A 19444-nucleotide genomic window follows, 5' to 3' on the forward strand; every position below is an offset into this window, starting at 1 on the left:
TTAGACCTCCTCGGATTTTCCGGATGTTTCACGCCAGACTGTCAGGATGAGATCGCAGAGATTTTCTGCCCCGCGCGTGGTACCGACCTGGGCTGCCGCCGCGCGCATGGTGGCGTTTTGCTCGGGGTCTAGCAGACGTAGCAGCAGTTCGGCAGCGGTAGACTCGGTCAGTTTCTTTTGATCGAGCAAGAACGCTCCCTCGGCTTCCACTACCCCGCGCGCGTTCAGAGCCTGTTCCCCATTGCCAATGGGTAGAGGCACGTAAAGAGTAGGAATCGCCAGGGCGGTATTTTCCGCGACAGTTGCCGCCCCCGCACGGCACACTACACAGTCAGCTAGCGCCAGACCATAGTGCATCTCGGTGAGATAGTCTCGCACCTGGTAACGCTGCTCCAGATGATGTTTCGTAACGAAATCCTGGACCGGACCGTCCTTACCTTTCCCGGTGAGGTGAATGACCTGGGCGGAAGGATTTTCCTGGAACACTCGCAAAAGCGCGTCTGGCAAGACTTCGTTGAGACGTTGCGCTCCCAGAGAGCCTCCGGTTATCAACACCGTGGGGTGCGAAGGCGGCAAACCAAAGAATTCGGCAGCTTCAGCACGGGCTGCGTCCCTGGTCAGGGGCATTTCCAACTGATGAGCCAGTGCGAGGATGCTGGGTCGCAAGGGCAGACCGACCACGCGGGTCTCACCGTGTTTCGATTTCAACCCGGTGCCCTCAAAAGTCAGACCAACCCCAGCGGCGTAGCGTGATCCCACCCGATTGGCAAGCCCCGGCCTGGCATTTTGTTCATGAATGACGATGGGAATGCCCAGGCGTTTCGCGGCGAAATACACCGGAGTGGAAACGTAGCCACCAAAGCCCACCACCAGGCGTACCCCCCGTTTTTGGAAAGTATCGCGCAGCAACGCCACCACGCGACGCATCTTGACGGGCAAACGGACCAAATCCGAACTTGGACGACGCGGCATGGGCAAGCGGGGAATGGTCAACAGTTCGTAGCCGGCGGCAGGAACTAACTCACTTTCCAACCCTTCGGAAGTGCCCACGACCAGAGGATCGAAGTCGAATGTAGTGGACTTTAGTGCGGCAATAGTCGCCAGCAAAGGATTCACGTGTCCCGCGGTACCGCCGCCTGCGAAAACAATGACCGGTCTCGAGATGTCACTCACACCCTCAACTTTAGCGTGTTTTATCCAGAAACTTTTTCAGGGCACGGTTGAAGGTGCGGTTGTCGGGAAGTATGCGACCGTTTTTCCCCACTTCGCCGATGTCAAGAGAAACGTTCAACGGTGCACCCGTCCGGGCAGCAACACCGCTGCCCCGCGTCGCAGGGGACGCATCCGAGCTTTCAGGGCTGCGTCAGCCCCTGGTTCGGCACGCGCGAAACACATCATCATTCCCATCGCTGCCATGATGGAGAGCAGGGAGGAGCCACCTGAAGAAAGCAGCGGTAGGGGCACCCCAATAATCGGGAGCAGACCAATCACGGCACCGATATTGATGATAGTTTGGGAAAAAATCCAGCCTGTCAGACCAGCTACGGTGTAGCACACGAACGGATTGGTTTCGGGAGTCATCATCCGCATCATTGTCAGGCACAGCACCACAAACAAACCCAGAACCAGGAAAGTCCCCAGAATTCCAAATTCCTCACCCAAGATGGCAAAAATATAATCCGTATCCGCTTCCGGCAGGTAGGACCATTTTTCTCGGCTGGCTCCCGGACCGACCCCGGTCAATCCCCCGGTAGCCAAAGACCACAAGCCGTGCTGTCGCTGGTAGCCGATACCGGTGGGGTCAGTGGTGGAGGCATCCATGAATCCAAAGACGCGGCGGCGACGGTTGGCGGAACTCATCACTGCCAGGGTGACCCCAAAAATTCCTAACAGGATGGTCCCCGCAAAGTATCGCCAGGGAATCCCTGCCACGAATACCGCCGACAAAATGAGCGCTGCCATCACCATCGCGGTGCCCAAATCTCGCCCAATCATGACCAAGCCCAGCGACCCTACCGCGGGCAGCCCGGCATTGAGCAGCCAGCGTTTCTGATCTCTAGCCTCCCGTAGTTCCGGATCCGCCAAGACCCGCCCCAACGCAACTACCAGAGCCAGCTTCATAAACTCGGAAGGCTGGATGGTAAAGACACCACCGAGGTTAATCCAGTTCGTGTTACCGCCCGCAGAGGCACCGTGCATACCCGGCACGAACACCATAATCTGCAGCAACCATGACGCTCCCAGGAACCACCAGGTCCACTTTTGATAAAAAGCCAACGGAATTCTAGAAGTAATCAGCAAAATCAGCAGTGCCGCGACATAAATCAGCGAACGTTTCCCAAAGGACAGAAACGGGTTTGCCCCACTTTCCAGGGCGGTGATGGTCGAGGCAGAAAACACCAGTATAAAGCCAATGATGAACAGCAGCAGGGTGGTGACCAAAATCAGGTAATAACTCAGGACCGGCTGGTTCTTCCACCCCCCAATCAAGGTAGGGAGCGCGGGCTTTTCCCGGGATGACGCGGCGGCTCGGGCTGAGACGGAGTTGACGTCAACCAAGACGGGGGCTGACTTTCGCGAGGAAACCTTCGGTAGTTTCGCGTCTCGAGGTGTCTTAGGAGCCTTGTTCCTCCCCGCCATCTTGGTTCTCCCCCAGTCTCCGCGCCACTTGAGCAAATTGGTCGCCACGCTCGTGATAGTTGTTGAACTGATCCCATGAGGCACAAGCCGGAGCCAACAGCACGGTGTCCCCCGAAACGGCTAAAGCTCGCGCCTCGTTGAGTGTTCTTTCCATAAGATTGTCCCCCGGAGCGACCCGTTTCACTGGGATTCCCGCGCCGTTTTCAGCAAATGCACTCTCGAAAGGCTCCGGATCCAGACCAATCAGCACGGCAGCTTTCACCTTCGGAGCCACCGCTTGCACCAGAGAATGAAAATCTTGACCTTTCGCGTCGCCCCCGACTATCCACACGGCACGCTTATCGGCAATATCACGCAGTGACGCGGCTGCCGCGTGTGTATTTGTCGCTTTGGAATCATCAATATAGGTCACGCCCTCGAACGTGCCGACTACAGCACGGCGATGATTTGCCAGCTCAAACTCGCGAATTCCGCGGCGCACCCAAACAGGCTGCAAACCGTAGGAGCGCGCCAGTCCGGCTGCTGCCAGAGTATCTGCCAGCAGGGCTGAGGTCGGCGTTTTTGCTCCGCTCAAGTGTTCCAGGTCCGCAAAAGTTGCCAGTTCCAGCGCCTGGGTTTCGTTATTTTCCCCAAAAGCGCGGTCCACAATGACATCCTCAATCACACCCAAAAAGCCCGGGGTGGGAATACCCGGTGTTAAACCGATGCACTTTTCCACAGGAAAGCCCTGTTCCTGGACGAAACGTTTGCTTAGCACCTTGGTCGGCAGTTCCTCAGTAGCAGGATAAAGAGCGGCACGCTGCACCCCGCAATAGACTTTCGATTTGTCCCAAGCATACTCGTCGGCGCTGCCGTGCCAGTCGATATGATCAGGCGCGAAGTTTAGCCACACGGATGCCCAAGGTTTCAAGCTGTAAGTGGAATGTAGCTGTGCCGAGGACAATTCCACCGCTAGTGCATCCACGGCTCCTTCGGCAGCCACTTGGACGATGGGCGTGCCATAGTTACCCACTGCGGTTGCTACGACGCCACCAGTAATGAGCATCTGTGCCAGCATTCCGGTCGTGGTGGTCTTTCCATTCGTGCCGGTAATGCACAACCACTTGCAGTTACGGTTACCGATGGCTTCCTGAATCTGCCACGCCAGTTCGACTTCTGACCACATGGGCACGCTAGCCTCGGGGAGGCGATAGAGAGGATTATGCGGAGCAATTCCTGGAGAGACTATGAAAAGTTTGTGCCCTTTCGCGGCGGCTGCCTCGCCCTGGAGCTGTTCGCCCGTGGCGGCGCAATAGTCCACCCGGTCACCAAGTTCCTCACGTGCCTGTTGCAAGGCGTCCGGGTTCGCGTCGTAGCAGGTCACATGGGCTCCGAGAGCGGTCAGCACGTCGGCTGCGGCACGCCCGGACTTCCCCAGCCCCAATACGCCAATGGAAGCACCGGAAAATTGTGTATCTTTCACAGTTTCATCACCCAATCGAAATAAAACAGTCCCACTCCAACGGCCGTCATCAACCCAGCAATAATCCAAAAGCGCACGACCACGGTAATTTCTTTCCAACCCAACAATTCAAAGTGATGATGAATCGGAGCCATCTTAAACACGCGCTTGTGAGTGGCTTTAAAGAACCCGACCTGAATAATGTCACTGATGACTTCCATCACGAACAGACCACCGATAATGATTGCCAGGAACTCGGTGTGGGTGAAAATCGAAACTCCCGCCAGAATACCTCCCAGTGCAAGTGAGCCGGTATCGCCCATAAAAATACGCGCCGGTGAGGCATTCCACCACAAAAATCCAATCAGCGCCCCGACCACTGCCGCACAGAAAATCGCAATGTCCAGCGGGTCGCGGATTTCAGCGTAACACGCGGGAGCTTTCGTGCCCTCGATACCGCAGCGCTGCGAGAACTGCCAGAAAGACATCATGGTGTACCCGCCGAAGACGAAAATCGAAGCGCCGGTCGCTAACCCATCCAGACCATCCGTCAGGTTCACCGCGTTAGACCAGGCTGCCACCAGGAAGTTTGCCCAAATCAGGAACAGCACCACGCCCAGCCCAATACCGGCGAAAGCCAAATCCAGGTTCGTGTCCCGGATGATAGAAATTTTCGTGGAAGCGGGGCTCAGCCCATGTGAGTTCTCAAATCCTAGTGCCAGTCCAGAAAATATGGATCCGACTGCCAGCTGACCAAGTATCTTTCCGGTTGGATTTAGCCCTAAAGAACGGTGTTTGGAAATCTTAATCCAATCGTCTAACCAGCCGATAAATCCCAGCCCGACCAGCAAAAAAATGAGGATCAGGGACGAAACGGTAGGTCCCTTGCCACTGGTGACTACCTGGTGAACGTGTCCCGCTCCCCACCCGATAATGATGGCAAGAATGATGATGACCCCGCCCATGGTGGGCGTACCGCGTTTCGTATAGTGCGCGGTGGGACCATCCTGGCGTATAAACTGACCATACTGCCTGTTGACCAGCCACTTCGCATAGAACGGGGTGACCAGCAGGGCAAAAAAAAGGGCGATAAAACCGGCAGTCAATACCGCAGTCATCGGACGCGGCCCCTTTCTTCAATTTCTTGCGCCAATTTCCACAAACCCGAACCGTGCGAACCTTTAACCAAAATCAAATCACCGGGACGCACAATCTCTTGCAGTAGCCGACCGGCAGCGGTGGCATCCATCACCTGATGACTTTCCCCGTCTCGCTTCAGTGCAGAGTAGGCGCTTTCAATGTGCTTCGCCATCGGTCCGACGGTCAGCAGCACCGAAATTCCGAGGTTCGCGGCGTAACGCCCGATTTCTCCATGCAGTTGCGGAGACGTCTCACCCAGTTCCAGCATATCCCCCAGCACAATCACCACTCGCCGAGTGGCTCCCGATTTCGCAATCACGTCCAGGGCAGCTCGCACCGAATCCGGGTTCGCGTTATACGCATCGTCAATGAGGTCGACTCCGTCTGCCAAATGCACCAGGTTCATGCGATGTTCACTGACCGGAGTAGCATTTGAGAGCACAGTTGCAATCTCGGCAGGAGTCATCCCGGCGACATGCGCAATCGCCGCGGCCGCCAACGCATTGGTGACATGATGCGCACCGAGGAGCTGCAGCTGTACTGGAGCGCTACCCTCCGGGGTGTGCAGCAGGAAACTGCCCCGTGCGGCCTCGTCCAGTCGCAAGTCGGTGATGCGCACCGGGGTGTTCTTTTTCGTTGAAAAGTACATGAGGCGTCCCGAAGTCCGTCCGCTCATGGCTTCCACCCGCGGGTCGTCCGCATTCAAAATGGCCATCCCTGAAGGTCCCAGGTTTTCCAGGATGGTCGCTTTCTCGGCTGCTAAGGCCTCAACCGATGAATACGACTCCAGGTGTGCTACTCCCACCATCAGGACCAGAGCCACATCCAGTGGCGCAATGTCGGTCAGATAGGCGATGTCACCGGGCTGCGAAGCGCCCATTTCCAAAACCAGGTACTCGGTAGACACGTCCGCTTCCAAGACTGTCAGCGGCAGTCCGACCTCATTATTGAATGATGCCACGGGGGCAACAGTGGCACCTTTGGTGGATAAAAGCTGCTTCGTCAGGTCTTTGGTGGTGGTCTTCCCGGCGGACCCCGTAATGCCAATGACGAGTTTTAGTTTGCCGGTTCCTCCGCGGGCTTGGGCACGCAGTTGTCGCAAGTGCGCCCGAGCCAGCCGCCCCAAGGCATATTGCGGGTCGGAGACCTGCAGCACGGTCAACTGGTCCAACTCTTCGGCGGTCGCCCACCCTTGATTGAGAATCTCGGCGCGGTCGTGGCTGACGATGGCAACCTTTCCCCCACGGCGAGCCACGGAACCCAAGAAGTGATGCCCGTCAGTGTTTTCTCCAGGCAACGCCACAAAGACATCTCCGGTGCTGACCAAACGCGAATCGGTGTGCGCACTGCCTTGAATCCGAGTCGAGTTTTCCCCAGGTTCCAAACCAATCGCCTCACGTAGGGCGTCAAGGGTCATATCTATCAAAGGTGGACTCCTTCAAAAGGCAAACAAATCAGCTTTAATCTTATCCCACGCCATCCCCGGTCAGAAAAGGGGGTCAGTTCCGCTTGGACAGAGCCTCGCGGGCGACCACCCGATCGTCGAGGTCATATTGACCTTCCGGCGTGAACATGATGGACTCGTGTCCCCGCCCCGTAATCACGACCGTATCTTCGGGACGCGCGTCTAAAATGGCTCGCTCTATTGCCACCTCCCGCGGGGCGACCTCCACAAATTTTTCCTCGTAACCCTTCATTCCAGCCATCACGTCTCGGCGAATCCCGCTGGGTTCTTCCTCGTGAATATCCCCGTCGGTAACGTAGGTGAAATCTGCCAGCTCGGCAGCAATCTGACCCAAAATCGGACGTTTCCCCGGATCACGCTGTCCGTCAGCGCCCATCACCAACAGCAACCGACCTTTGGTCGAAATCCGCATGGTGTCTAGCAAAACCTTGGTGGAATCCGGGTTGTGTGCAAAGTCCACAATCACCCGTGGCTCTTCACACAGCAGTTCCATCCGTCCCGGCACGTCCAGTCGGATGGGATTCACGGTAAGGTGGCGCAAAATGTCGCCGTCTAACTGACGCGGGCTGGGAGACAATCCTGTCACCACCATGACGATGGCAAGGGCGGCATTGATTGCGTTAAACGTGCCGGGCATCCGTACCTGCACGGAGGCTTCTTTGCCATCGAAAGCCCGCAGTCGCAGTTCGGTAAAGCCACCGTCCAGCTCGATAATTTTCCCTTGCCAATCAGCCGGTCGACCCGTCAGAGACAGGGTCACGAAATCATGTTGCCCGCTACGTTCCAGCTGCTCTGCCAGGCGCTGACCCCACACGCCGTCAACGATGATGACTTGGCGATCACTGCGCTGCTGGGAGAACAGCGAAGCCTTGGTCTGGAAGTATTGTTCCATCGTGCCGTGGTAATCCAAGTGATCCTGGGACAGGTTCGTAAATCCGACGCAAGCAAAATGCAGCGGATCCACCCGCCCCATCGCCAAAGCGTGCGAAGAGACTTCCACCACCATGTGATGCACATTTTCCTGCACCGTCGTAGCCGCGAAAGCTTGCAGCTGCGGGGCTTGCGGTGTCGTGATGAAAGCGGGAGCGGTTTTCTTACCCACCGCGGCTTCTACCGTGCCCACCAGCGAGGACAGGTGCCCCACTCGGTGCAGCAGGTGACGCAAAAGGTAGGTGGTGGTGGTTTTTCCGTTTGTACCCGTCACGCCCCACGCGCTCAATTGCTGACAGGGACGATTGAAGGCAATAGCTGCGGCTTGACCGGCCACGGAAGCCACATCGGGCACGATAATAGCGGGGATGTCCAGGTCCGTGAGGAACGCCATCCCTGCCGGATCGCTCAACACTGCCCCGGCTCCACGCGAAGCTGCGTCGGCGGCAAACTTGGCGCCATGCACGTGGAACCCAGGCATCGCCACAAATAGTTCACCGCCGCGCACCGCTCGATTATCAATCACCGCACCGCGCACACGCCCGCCGTCACCGTGAACCGTGCCGCCCACGGCTTGTGCCAAATCCGTAACTTCGACCCAGGGCAAGCGATGCAAATCCGGCGCGTAGGGGTCAAAAGCAACTTCCAGAGTCATATTTCTCTAATCTCCAATCGGATACAGCTGTGGCTTCGTGTCGGTGGGTGGGATTCCCAGTTCTCTAATCGTAGCCCCCGCAATCTCTTTAAAGGCAGGTACCGCCACCACTGCACCATATATTGAGGCAGAAGGGCGGTGTACCACCACGGTGATAACCACGCGGGGATTATCTGCGGGAAACACCCCGGTAAAGGACCCGACGGTCCCGGTTTGCCTGCCATTGGCTTCAATAATCTGGGTGGTACCGGTCTTTCCTGCCACCGGGTAGCCCTCAATTTGGGCATCGGGAGCGCCACCCTTTGCAGAGACAACACCTTCCATCATGGTCAGCAATTCCCGAGATGTGTCCTTGGTATAGACCCTGGTCCCCGCATCCACAGATCTCTTTTCCATGCTGCCGTCAGGTTTCTTCCACGATTCGATGAGATGGGGTTGCACTTCCACGCCCCCGTTCGCCACCGTGGCGATACCGTTGGTGACCTGGAGGATGGTTGCGGCGATACCTTGACCAAACATGATGGTGTAACGTTGGCGTCCGTCCCATTTTTCGGGCGCTACCAGTAGACCTGCACTTTCGCCGGGCAGTTCAACACCGGTGAGCTTGCCAAAACCGAGTTGTTTCAGTTTTTGATACCGATCGGTGTCCGTCACCAGGTCACCAACCTGGACGATTCCCACGTTCGATGATTTCGCAATAATCCCCGCCGCGGTGAGTGCGTAGGTACCGTGCGGAGTCGAGTCCCGGAAACTTTGCCCGTTAGACATGGTGATTGCAGCCGGCACGGTAAATGTACTGGTAGGAGTAACTTTACCGGCATCAATAACCGCTCCCATGGTGTGAACTTTCAAGGTCGACCCCGGCTCATAAACCGTAGAGACGGCTTTGGATCCGCGATTTTTATCACTGGTTTTGGTGGGATCTGAGGGGTTGACAGTATCCGTCTCGCACAGGGCGAGGATTTTTCCAGTACCGACCTCTTGGACTTCTGCCATGACGGATTGCGCCCCGAACTGAGAGCGAGATTTTTCGACTACCTGCTGACAGGTATTCTGCAAATCCAGCAGGATAGTCGTCTTAATGGTTTGCCCGGCAATGGCTTCCTTACGATAGTTGTCTTGAACCGGGATGGTTTGTCCCTTCCGACCGATTTCCGTGAAGTCTTTGCCATCCACCCCGGCGAGCTTGCTATTTTGGCTCAATTCCAGCCCTGCTAAGCCCACTCCGTCGATATTGGTAAAACCGATGATGTTTCCTGCCACGTTGCCGTTGGGATAGATCCGTTTCGTGATTTCTTCGGGCTCGATGCCTGGGATTCCCAGTTTCGCGACTTTGCGCCAGACTTCGGGGGTCACTTCTTTGGCAATGTACACGAACGTTGAAGGCTTTTTACCGGGTTGCGCGGTCAGTTTTCCGCCCAGCTCGGCGGGTTCAGCTTTCAAAATCGGAGCCAGTTTCTTTGCTGCCGCTGCCGGTCCGTAAGCCGCAACCTCGGGTCGGTCGAATTGGTCATAGATAACCTTCGGGTTACCCTGGGCATCTTTACCCGCGGTCTTCGGCTGAAAATAGGTATTGATTTTAACCTGATTAACCCCGATATTGTAACGTTTCACGGAGGTTGCCATCTGCCTGCCCGACGAGTCCAGAATGTCCCCACGCTGAGCCTTAATGACGTGAATGCGACTGCGCTGATCCTGAGCTGCCGCGGCGAGTTCCGGTCCCTGTACCAACTGCACCACCACCAAACGAACTGCAAAAATGCACAGCACCGCGATGATGGCCCCCACCAACAGGTTTTTTCGGACTCTACTCACCAGACCAGTTTCGCCCCGAGCTGCCCTGTTTTCACGTTCCCACGCCGTGAACGGGAGGGGTTTCGCCAGGCGAGACGCCCTCGCAACCCCTAGTGCGCAGCTTTCCCGGGAATGATTTCGCCAGTCGACAATGTCACATAGCCCTGTTCCCCGGCGGGAACCAATCCGATTTCGCGGGCTTTTTCTGCCAGATATTGCGGCGATTGGGCTTCACGAGCCTGGGTCACCAAGTCAGCTTGCTGGTCGAGCAACAAATTCAACTCGTTTTGCATGGCATACATGTCGTAGGAAGTCATCGCCAACTGAGTATTGATGACGACGGGTACGACCAGAGCAACGACGAGCATCGCTGCCACCGTCAGCCACATAGGCCACGTGATACGACGCTTCTGAAAATTCGGAACCAGTTGCAGCTGCGGTCGGGAGGCACTCCGAGCCGGGAGCGGCGTCCCAGCAACACTGCCGGGTTTGCGCAAAGCCAGGTTGGAAGTGGCTACGTTAGTCACGAGGGGTCTCCTTCATCTAGGGGGCGGACAGGGTTTTGAGCACGTAATTTCATCAGGGTGGGAAACCGTTTTTCTGCCGGTTTTGGTTTGGTTCTCACAAGGTTCCCCGCGCGAGTTTCCGGGTGGGGTTCCCGCGTCTTTTCCACGGCGCGCAATCGCAACGAGGCGGCGCGTGGATTCTGAGCGACCTCAGACTCATCAGCTAGACGAGAGCCATGTGTGAGGTCGCGCAGCCAAGGCTGCGCCTGTTCAGGCAGCACGGGTAACCCCTTGGGCGCCGCGGGGTGAATCCCTGCCGCGAAAGCCCTCTTGACCAGGCGGTCCTCCAGGGACTGATAGCTTTCAACCACGATGCGTCCACCGACTCGCACGCTTGCCAGCGCCTTTGTCAGGAAACGTTCCAAATCGCCGAGTTCGTCGTTAACCGCCACCCGCAGGGCTTGGAACGTGCGTTTGGCAGGGTTCCCTCCGGTACGCCGCGCCGGGGCGGGAATCGTGTCGCGGATGATTTGTACCAGTTGTCCGGAAACTTGCAAAGGCTGATTCTGTCGGGCTTTCACGATAGCTTTCGCGAGGGGCCAAGAAAATTTTTCTTCACCGTAGGTGTGCAGCACCGCGGCAATTTCTTCTACCTCTGCCAAGTTCAAGAAATCGGCGGCGGTGAAACCGGAGCTCTGATTCATTCGCATGTCCAGAGGAGCTTCCGGATGCGCATAGGCAAAACCGCGTTCCGCCTCGTCCAGCTGCAGTGACGAAACTCCTAGGTCAGCTAAAATCCCGTCGACTTGGCTCAGACCGTGTTGCGCCAACACGTCGTCCAGTTCCCCGTATGTCGTACCGACGATGCTGAGGCGATTGGCGAAATCACTGAGTCGAGTTGCCGCCAAATCCCGAGCCTGCGGGTCACGGTCGATACCGATGATTCGCAACTGCGGATGGCTCTCCAATAGGTATGCGCTGTGTCCCCCCATACCGAGAGTGGCATCGACCAAGACAGGACCTTGAACATTGTGAAAGTCGGCGGTGGAGGAAAGTGGGGTGACAGCTTCTGAGGTGGGGGTCAAAGCGGGTGCCAGTAAATCAGCGCACACCGCAGCCAGCACCGGCTGGTGGATTTCGGCAACTGATTTCACGTTTCTTCTTTCTCCTCAGGGTATACCCCCGTGTTTCTAGCGTCTCCCGCGTTAGCCAGGTTTCCCACCGTGTCTGCCTGCGGGGAAGAGCATTCAGAATCGGTAGGACACCAAACCCACGCGGGTTTATGCAGTTATGCGCGAGTTTTCTCACAGCAGCCCCGGAAGGATTTCTTCCGAAACTTCTGAAAAGTCCTCCTCGGCGGCAGCCAAGAATTCGTTCCAGGTCTTGAGGTCCCAAATCTCGACCCGGGAACCCGCTCCGAAAACCGCCAGGTCACGGTCTAATCCGGCGTATTCACGCAGTGCGGGCGGAATGTTAATCCGTCCTTGCTTGTCCGGGATTTGATCGCTCGCCCCAGATAGCAGCACGCGGGAAAAGTTGCGCGCCTGCTTGTGGGTGAGGGGAGCCTGGCGGAGTTCCGCGTACAGGGCTTGGAACTCGCCAGTCTCAAACGCATAAACGCAGTGGTCTTGACCCTTGGTCAAAACGACTCCGCCTGCGAGTTGCTCCCGAAAGCGGGCAGGCAGTATCAGGCGACCCTTGTCATCGAGCTTTGGCTCGTAGGTCCCTAAGAACACGACCTTCCCTTTCACCCTCAGCGTGACGCTGAATTTTGACCCGATACCTATAAGGTTTTCGTTATACCCCACTTTACTCCACTTTCATCCACGAATATGCAAAAACGCGATAAATTTCGCATTTTTAACAAAAGAATCGTTGAAAATTCAGAGAATTATTGAGTGGAGGAAATATTTGCAATTATCCCCTCAAGGACGGATTAAAAGGGACGTTGAGAAACAAAAAAACCGGCTACCGAAACTCGGTAACCGGATAAAACCCTCGAGTCAGCGACTCGACACAAGGTGAGGTAACAGACTATTCACCCTGTTGGCGACGCTCCCAGCGCTCATTTTGGCGATCCATAAAGGAACCGCGCGAAGCTGGCGCGCCGGCGGGCTGGCTGCGAGGGGCAGGCTTCGAAGCGGAAGACTTTGACCCGACCCCAAAAATTTTCAAAAACCCCAGGACGATAACCACGAACCCCAGCACTCCCACGAGAGTACCTAAGAAATCCAGACCATTCAGATAGGGCGTGGCAATGAGCCCTCCAATCAGGACCGTCGCCCCAATCAGCACCAAAACGACCCCGAAAGCAACCCGCCGCGGGCGACTCACCGCAGGCTCGCCGACCTTCGTGGAAGTCTGACGCATCCTGTCAGCCATTCTGGGATCCTCATTGTGGAGCTGAGCCTCCATCTGCGCCAGGACTTGCTTTTCATAGTCCGACAATGCCATGACCATGCCCTTTCAATGCGCGGTCGAGGAAAACATCCCAAAACCAAAACCAACATGTTACTACAAACCAGTTTACCTGTTTTTATCCTAATCGCGCCACATGACCTGGAAACGAATCGACCGAAACTCGATAAACAGCCCTTTTTACTGGTTTAATTGTGTTATGCAAGCGTTAATTATTGGTCTGTGGTGGGTTGTGGCACTAATCTTAGCGGCAATCCTCATCTATCGAGCACGTCCTCAGAGCAGCGTAGAACGCTACCGTATCCAGGCGTATATCAAAGAAGTCGAGCCCCTCACCGAGGACGACACCATGCGTTCCCTGCCTTACGAGGTCACGGTCCTTTTGCCATTTCAAGACCCCGGTGAAGCTAACTCATACTATTACGTAACTTTAAACCCCGAAGACCTCCATGTCGGTCGAGCTCGGACCTGCGCTCGCTATCACCTTCCGCTGCCCGCATGGGTCTCGGTTGTCGATCCACGCGACATCCGTTTTGAAAACTCTCACTCCTGGAACACGGAAACCATCATCAACGCGGTACTGCTGCTGATTGCACAGTTCATCATGACTGGCATCTGCCTGTTCAACATGGAACTCATCACGAACTCAGACCCCTATTTCGTGCTCCTGTTCCCGTCCACGATACTGTTCTTTGCATTCGCCACTCTCTATGGTCTCCTGCGCTTTGGACAAGCTGTCGCGGTGTGGGTTCGCGTGACGTCCAGCCCCGCCACCGTGCCGGCTTCGATCAGCGGCATTCGACGCCTCAACGGTCGCGCCGGGCGCCCCGGCGGCTTTGAAGTGTCCCTGCTGTGGGCACCGCTAGGAATGCCGGCACAATACGGCAAAGTGCGAATTCCCGGTTTCCAGCGACGCACCAGCCTTTTGCTGCAAAAACTGGTGCGAACCCAGTTAAAGGAAGAAGCGGAAGGAGTGTGGCGGGTCAACCCGGCAATTCCCCCGGAACATTCCCAACCCCATACGGCGGTTTCTGAACTGCACACTCCCGACGGACCTACCATGGTGAAAATCACCGCCTTACCGGAAAATGATCCGCGATTTGACCCGCGTCCTCCAAAAGCTCGCGCCGCCGCAGAAAAAGCCCGACTAAAGCGAGAGGCGGAACTGTTGGCGCAACGCGAAGCCTTTGAACGCGCCACCGCACGAGCCCGCATTGAGGAAGCTAATCGGGCGGAACTCGGCGACGAAACAAACAGTCTCGATGAAGTCGCCGCCCAGGGACCTCAGGCTTGGTATTACCCGATGAACCCCTCGCAGGTAAACCTGGTGGGAGTGGGCACAGATCCGGGAAATCGCGCAAATCTGATTGGACCCGGCATCGGCTGGCTCGGCATAGCTATATTGACCGGGCTGACTGTAGCATGGCTCGGTTTTATCAATCCCGACATTATGTTCCCGGTCTACAATGCCCCCTCCGGGGATCAGCCACTGGGTGGTTGGACTCGCTAACCATCCGGTATTTCAGGAGACCGGTCTGGGTTAATCCTCCGGGGTATCGCGACGGTGACGCCCCCGGCGAGGACGGAGCCGTTCAATGTTGCGTTTCTCATAAGGCGTGTCGCGCAGGGAAGAAATCCCAGAAGCATCGGCGACCGGGAGGGACTCTTCATTAAGGTTTGAGAGTTTCGCCCCGCGATTCAACCGATCGGTGCGTTTCAAAAATTCTTCAAGACGAGCCCCAAGTTCTTCAGCGGTAGGCAGCGGTTCCTCTGGAGTTTCAATAATCGCCATCGGTTCGGCTTCGTCAAAATGCTGTTCTAGAATCTCGACGATGTGTCCAGCTTCCTCGGACTGTTCAACCATCTGGTTGATTTGTCCCAAGGTGAGGGCAGAAGCCGCTTCGATGTCTCCTACGGGCAGTGCCAATCCGGTCTTTGCTGCCACCGCGGACATCAGCGCCGCAGCCGCCGGCGGGTAGTCCCCTTCTGCCAAATAATACGGTACCGCCGCAATGATTCCGACCGCATCCAGACCGGTTTGTCCCAAGGTGAACTCGATGAGTTGGTCCATCCCTGCCGGCAAAATCATCTCACCGACCATTTTGGGCTGCTTGGGCAGGCTCTCGGAACGAGCCCCGTGCAGGTGCACCGGAGTGGGGCGAGTATGGGGTACTCCCGCGGGCATTCCCGTCACGCCGACGGTCTGACGCACGCCTAGACGCCGCACAATCTCTTGGATAGTCTCCAAAAACAGATTCCATTGGGCATCCGGCTCGGGACCGTGGAGCACCAAGAAATTTCGATCATTGTCATCGCTGAGTAAATCGAGACGAATTTCGGGCATTTCCACTTCGGTAAACTTCCAGTCCGAAAAGCTCAACCAGGGACGATGGGAACGAAAATCTACCAATTTATCGGAATTGAAGGTCGCAATAGTCTGATGCGGCAGGGCTTCCACCAAGTGTTCCAACATACCCCGCCCAGAATGTCCGGCATCCATCGCCCCGTTGAGGTGATGCAGCATGACATCGGCATGACCACTGAAGTCCGCGCCGGGCGCTAATAAAGAATCAAATTTGTTTGCGTCCATTTTTCCCTCGAAAAGTTCAACCCCTAAATGTTATCAAGACTTGCCCCCAATTCGCTCCCCGTAAGCCTTTTAGGGCATAATTGAGTACCCTTTTGATGCCTTGAGGAGAGAAAAATTGGCTGACGCAACGGTGCCGTCGTCCCAGCAATCCGAGATTGCCAAGGAACAGACTTTCGTTGACCGCGCCTATAAAACTCTCGATGAAATGCGGGTCTATTACCGGCGGCGACAAGACGAGGTCGCCGCAGAGATGAGTTCTAATCCCTCTGCCAGGGCTGACCGCGATGCTTTAGCAGCCCATTATGGTGATGCCGCTACACGCCTGGAAAGTGTGGAAAATCGCCTGGTCTTTGGAGGTTTAAACCTAAACGACGGGACCAGTTTCCACATTGGTCGGATTGGTTTACGCGACTTTGACCCCACCGACGCTGAGTCCGCTACCCCGGAGCTTTCCCCGACTGAGAACTCTCCCGCGGACCTAGCGCCGACATCACCAGAAAAACTTGCCGATATGCCTGGCGAAGGCATGTCTCGTCAACTGCTGGTGGATTGGCGAGCGAAAGTCGCCCAGCCTTTCTATCAAGCTACGGCAGTAGCCCCGATGGGAGTGTGGAAGCGGCGACACGTCGCCACCAGTTTGCGTCAAGTGGTGGGCGTGGAGGACGAACTGTTGACTTCCTCCCCTGACACTGATGCTGTGCAAACGGCAACGCTGCAGGGTGAAGGTGCTTTGATGGCAGCGCTCTCACGTGCCCGTAGTGGTCAGATGTCGGACATTGTCTCAACGATCCAAGCGGAACAAGACCGGGTGATTCGTTCTGACCTGAATGCTTTTTTAGTGGTGCAGGGCGGACCGGGAACCGGCAAGACCGCGGTGGCACTGCATCGGGCGGCTTACCTACTCTATGCCCACCGCGATCAGCTGGATTCACAAGGGGTGTTGGTCGTTGGTCCCAATCACACGTTTTTGCGCTACATCGAGCGAGTACTTCCTGCCCTGGGCGAGACCGGAGTGGTTAGCCTGACTATTGGAGAATGTTTCCCCGGTGTACACACCGTGGCAGAGCGTCCGGAGTTGCGCGCTCTGAAAGGCGACACCCGCTGGATTAAAGTCGCCGCCGCGGCCGTGGCAGATTTGAAACGTCCGCCCCGCGAAGATCAAATGCTGCAACTGGATCACGTCCAACTAAATCTGAGCGCCGCTTTGGTTCGTGACGCGATGGAAGCCGGATCACACGGTGGCTCCACCCACAATCAGCACTGGGCGGCATATGCCAAATTCCTGGTTCGCGAGTTGACCAAGCTCTATGCCGGTCAGACCCCCACCAAAGAAGACATGGAGTGGATGACCGAGGAAATCCGAGCTTCTGCGGAAGTTCGCCGGGCAGTCAACCGCTGCTATCTCCCCGCGTCTGCCCCTGACCTGTTGGCGCGTCTCTATGCTTACCCGGATTATTTGCAGCGTATCGCTTCGGGAATTTTCACCGCGGAGGAAATCGCCGCCTTGCAACGTCCCAAGACCAGTCCCTTTACCGATGCTGATGTGCCCATTTTGGATGAGCTGGCAGAGTTGCTGGGACCCCTACCCGGAATGACAGATTCGGCGACGCAGCGCCGCAATCGCGAACAGCGCGAAATTGAACGCGCGGCAGAGGCCATCGAGGCAATGGATCTGGGCGGAGGACTCATCAACGCACGGATGTTGGCGCGTTCATCCCGCGGTGAAGTCAGTCTCTCTCCCCTGGCTCAACGCGCCCGCGCGGACCGCTCCTGGGCTTACGGTCACGTGGTTGTGGACGAGGCACAGGAGCTTTCCCCGATGGACTGGCACCTGTTGCTGCGCCGGTGCCCCTCCCGGTCGTTCACCGTGGTTGGTGACGTGAACCAAACGTCGCAGCGCTCATCGAGTCCGCTGTCTTGGGAAACTCTGCTGGGACCTGCCCGGCGCGCTGCGCCGGTGATGGAACAGCTCACCATCAACTACCGTACCCCTCGTGCCGTGATGGATTTGGCGCAAAAGGCGCTGGCGACCACCGAGCACACGGTAGTGCCGTTGCAATCAGCGCGGGACGTAGCGGACTCCCTGGTGTTTACACGTCTCCAGGGTGAGCCACATGCGAATCTGCACGAACCAGTCTCTGGACCGGGGAACCTGGTGCCTACGCTCCGCGAAACCCTTCAGGATGAAACAGCACGTTTAGAGGCAGCAGTCGGTTCGGGTGCCGGTAAGCTGGCGATTATTGTCCCCACTGCGGCGCATTCGTACCTGGCTGCGACTTTGGGCTTGGAAACCGCGGATGTGGTAGCTGACCAGGTGTGTTGCCTGGATCCGCGAGCGGCAAAAGGTCTGGAGTTTGACACCGTCATCCTGGTGGAACCAGCCGTTATCGCTGACCAGTCCGCCGGGGATTTGTATGTGGCGATGACGCGCTGCACGAAACGGATGCATGTTTTAGCCAGCGTTTTACCCGCCGGAATGGAACTTTGCCCCACCGCGCCGTAAAGCCACCCCTTGAGATGAGCCCTGACGTGGGATTTCAGCACTGCGCTCTTTTGGTCTACAGTGGTGATATGACGAAGATACTGCTGCTTGAAAACCCCCACGAAGTCGCGAACAAAGTATTTAGCGACGCAAATGTCCAAGTCGACCGGATAGATGGTTCTCTGGATGAAAACGACCTGATTAAGGCTCTCCAGGGCTATCAGATGGTTGGGATTCGCTCCAAGACGAACCTGAGCAAACGAGTTTTTGATGAATGCCCGGACTTGGTCTGCGCTGGGACTTTCACGATTGGTACCAACCAAATCGACTTGAAAGAAGCAGCGAAACACGGGGTGGCAGTGTTCAACGCCCCTTATTCCAACACGCGTTCCGTAGCGGAGCTAGCCATCGCTGAGATTATTGCGCTGGCACGTCAACTGCCAGTACGCAACGCTCACCTGCAAAATGCTGATTGGCAAAAGACCGCCAAGGGCTCTCATGAGGTGCGTGGCAAGACCTTGGGGATTATCGGCTATTCTTCGACCGGTACCCAGCTGTCCATCTTGGCAGAAGCTATGGGGATGAAAGTCCAGTTCTATGACTTGGCAAAGAAGCTGCCCATCGGCAACGCGAAACAGTGCAACTCCCTCGAGGAAGCCCTGCAAGGTGCTGACTTTGTATCCTTGCATGTGGACGGGCGTGCTTCTAATAAAAATATGTTTACCAAAGTACAGATGAACCAGATGAAACCAGGGGCGAAGCTGTTGAATCTGTCCCGTGGTTTCGTCGTCAATCTCGATGATTTGGCAGAGGCTCTGGATTCCGGTCAAATTGGGGGCTGCGCCATCGACGTGTTCCCTGATGAACCGCGCAAAAATGGTGAGGAGTTCCACTCCCCGATTATGGGTAAGGAAAACACCATCCTTACTCCGCACATTGGCGGGTCCACCTTGGAAGCTCAAGAGGACATTGGCTGGTTTGTGGCTGGCAAGATTTGCACTTACCTGCAGTCCGGTGAAACCGTGATGAGTGTAAACATGCCGAATTTGAGCCTTGAGCCGACGGATAACACCAAGTACCGCATCACTTTGATTCACAAGAACGTCCCTGGCGTAATGGCGAAAATCAACCAGTTGTTCTCTGATGCCGGAGTGAACATCGAAGGTCAGGTCTTGGGCACTAACGGCGAAGTCGGCTACGTTATCGGTGATATTTCCTCCGAAATGCCCAAGGCAGCGCTCGATGAGATTGCCAAGTTTGATTCCACGCTCTCCGTGCGCTGCATTCCGATGGCGCACTTCGTTCGAGACGAAGAGACCGCGATTAACTAACTCCTCTACGGGGCTCAAAAGGTCGGGTCGACGGCTTGGCATGTCCCGTAGA

The 19444-nt window shown here is 56.4% G+C and carries 15 protein-coding genes; 3 read left to right on the top strand and 12 right to left on the bottom strand.

Annotated features, from left to right (window positions below):
- The 11 genes from HMPREF0576_RS03740 to HMPREF0576_RS03790 all read right to left on the bottom strand — a co-directional run bounded on the left by HMPREF0576_RS03740 (position 1) and on the right by HMPREF0576_RS03790 (position 13025).
- Positions 1 to 1173 (bottom strand): UDP-N-acetylglucosamine--N-acetylmuramyl-(pentapeptide) pyrophosphoryl-undecaprenol N-acetylglucosamine transferase, encoded by a 1173-nt coding sequence (locus HMPREF0576_RS03740; RefSeq protein WP_004010733.1) that lies wholly within the window; start codon positions 1171 to 1173, stop codon positions 1 to 3.
- 114 nt (positions 1174 to 1287) lie between these two features.
- Positions 1288 to 2640, bottom strand: a complete 1353-nt coding sequence (locus HMPREF0576_RS03745) for an FtsW/RodA/SpoVE family cell cycle protein (protein WP_004010734.1) — start codon at positions 2638 to 2640, stop codon at positions 1288 to 1290.
- A complete protein-coding gene (gene murD / locus HMPREF0576_RS03750) occupies positions 2615 to 4102 on the bottom strand; it encodes a UDP-N-acetylmuramoyl-L-alanine--D-glutamate ligase (RefSeq protein ID WP_004010735.1) in 1488 nt (495 codons plus the stop codon). Before murD ends, HMPREF0576_RS03745 begins: the two co-directional genes overlap by 26 nt.
- Positions 4099 to 5199 (bottom strand): phospho-N-acetylmuramoyl-pentapeptide-transferase, encoded by a 1101-nt coding sequence (gene mraY / locus HMPREF0576_RS03755; RefSeq protein WP_004010736.1) that lies wholly within the window; start codon positions 5197 to 5199, stop codon positions 4099 to 4101. The genes murD and mraY overlap by 4 nt, the downstream gene beginning before the upstream one ends.
- Positions 5196 to 6647, bottom strand: coding sequence for a UDP-N-acetylmuramoyl-tripeptide--D-alanyl-D-alanine ligase (locus HMPREF0576_RS03760; RefSeq protein WP_004010737.1), 1452 nt, complete (start codon positions 6645 to 6647; stop codon positions 5196 to 5198). The genes mraY and HMPREF0576_RS03760 overlap by 4 nt, the downstream gene beginning before the upstream one ends.
- 73 nt (positions 6648 to 6720) lie before the next feature.
- Entirely contained in the window at positions 6721 to 8271 is a 1551-nt protein-coding gene (locus tag HMPREF0576_RS03765) for a Mur ligase family protein (RefSeq protein ID WP_004010738.1), read from the bottom strand.
- Between the two features lie 6 nt (positions 8272 to 8277).
- Positions 8278 to 10086 carry a peptidoglycan D,D-transpeptidase FtsI family protein gene (locus HMPREF0576_RS03770; RefSeq protein WP_004010739.1) on the bottom strand — a complete coding sequence of 603 codons (1809 nt, stop codon included), beginning with the start codon at positions 10084 to 10086 and terminating at the stop codon, positions 8278 to 8280.
- A gap of 89 nt (positions 10087 to 10175) precedes the next feature.
- A complete protein-coding gene (ftsL, locus tag HMPREF0576_RS03775) occupies positions 10176 to 10592 on the bottom strand; it encodes a cell division protein FtsL (protein WP_036324220.1) in 417 nt (138 codons plus the stop codon).
- On the bottom strand, positions 10589 to 11725 hold the full coding sequence (rsmH, locus tag HMPREF0576_RS03780; protein ID WP_004010741.1) for a 16S rRNA (cytosine(1402)-N(4))-methyltransferase RsmH: 1137 nt from the start codon (positions 11723 to 11725) through the stop codon (positions 10589 to 10591). The genes ftsL and rsmH overlap by 4 nt, the downstream gene beginning before the upstream one ends.
- 150 nt (positions 11726 to 11875) lie before the next feature.
- Positions 11876 to 12307, bottom strand: coding sequence for a division/cell wall cluster transcriptional repressor MraZ (gene mraZ, locus HMPREF0576_RS03785; RefSeq protein ID WP_036324503.1), 432 nt, complete (start codon positions 12305 to 12307; stop codon positions 11876 to 11878).
- 298 nt (positions 12308 to 12605) lie between these two features.
- Positions 12606 to 13025 carry a DUF3040 domain-containing protein gene (locus HMPREF0576_RS03790; protein WP_236585870.1) on the bottom strand — a complete coding sequence of 140 codons (420 nt, stop codon included), beginning with the start codon at positions 13023 to 13025 and terminating at the stop codon, positions 12606 to 12608.
- 163 nt (positions 13026 to 13188) lie between these two features.
- On the opposite strand from HMPREF0576_RS03790, the gene HMPREF0576_RS03795 reads away from it, so the two are divergent.
- Positions 13189 to 14499 (top strand): hypothetical protein, encoded by a 1311-nt coding sequence (locus tag HMPREF0576_RS03795; RefSeq protein ID WP_004010742.1) that lies wholly within the window; start codon positions 13189 to 13191, stop codon positions 14497 to 14499.
- A gap of 30 nt (positions 14500 to 14529) precedes the next feature.
- Here HMPREF0576_RS03795 and HMPREF0576_RS03800 read toward each other — a convergent pair whose 3' ends face one another.
- Positions 14530 to 15579 (bottom strand): PAC2 family protein, encoded by a 1050-nt coding sequence (locus tag HMPREF0576_RS03800; RefSeq protein WP_004010743.1) that lies wholly within the window; start codon positions 15577 to 15579, stop codon positions 14530 to 14532.
- A 115-nt stretch (positions 15580 to 15694) separates the two neighbouring features.
- Here HMPREF0576_RS03800 and HMPREF0576_RS03805 point away from each other — a divergent pair, with 115 nt between their 5' ends.
- Both HMPREF0576_RS03805 and serA read left to right on the top strand, forming a co-directional pair.
- Entirely contained in the window at positions 15695 to 18082 is a 2388-nt protein-coding gene (locus HMPREF0576_RS03805; RefSeq protein WP_245527325.1) for a HelD family protein, read from the top strand.
- Between the two features lie 68 nt (positions 18083 to 18150).
- Complete coding sequence (gene serA / locus HMPREF0576_RS03810) at positions 18151 to 19392, top strand: phosphoglycerate dehydrogenase (protein WP_036324505.1); 1242 nt, start codon at positions 18151 to 18153, stop codon at positions 19390 to 19392.
- Positions 19393 to 19444 lie beyond the last annotated feature (52 nt).

The sequence above is a fragment of the Mobiluncus holmesii ATCC 35242 genome (assembly GCF_000185445.1).
Taxonomy (GTDB): domain Bacteria; phylum Actinomycetota; class Actinomycetes; order Actinomycetales; family Actinomycetaceae; genus Mobiluncus; species Mobiluncus curtisii.

Coding starts and splice junctions, on each gene's coding strand:
- HMPREF0576_RS03745 (WP_004010734.1), bottom strand. CDS start 2,640: ATGGCGGGGAGGAACAAGGCTCCTAAGACACCTCGAGACGCGAAACTA.
- mraY (WP_004010736.1), bottom strand. CDS start 5,199: ATGACTGCGGTATTGACTGCCGGTTTTATCGCCCTTTTTTTTGCCCTG.
- HMPREF0576_RS03765 (WP_004010738.1), bottom strand. CDS start 8,271: ATGACTCTGGAAGTTGCTTTTGACCCCTACGCGCCGGATTTGCATCGC.
- HMPREF0576_RS03790 (WP_236585870.1), bottom strand. CDS start 13,025: ATGGCATTGTCGGACTATGAAAAGCAAGTCCTGGCGCAGATGGAGGCT.
- HMPREF0576_RS03795 (WP_004010742.1), top strand. CDS start 13,189: ATGCAAGCGTTAATTATTGGTCTGTGGTGGGTTGTGGCACTAATCTTA.
- HMPREF0576_RS03800 (WP_004010743.1), bottom strand. CDS start 15,579: ATGGACGCAAACAAATTTGATTCTTTATTAGCGCCCGGCGCGGACTTC.
- serA (WP_036324505.1), top strand. CDS start 18,151: ATGACGAAGATACTGCTGCTTGAAAACCCCCACGAAGTCGCGAACAAA.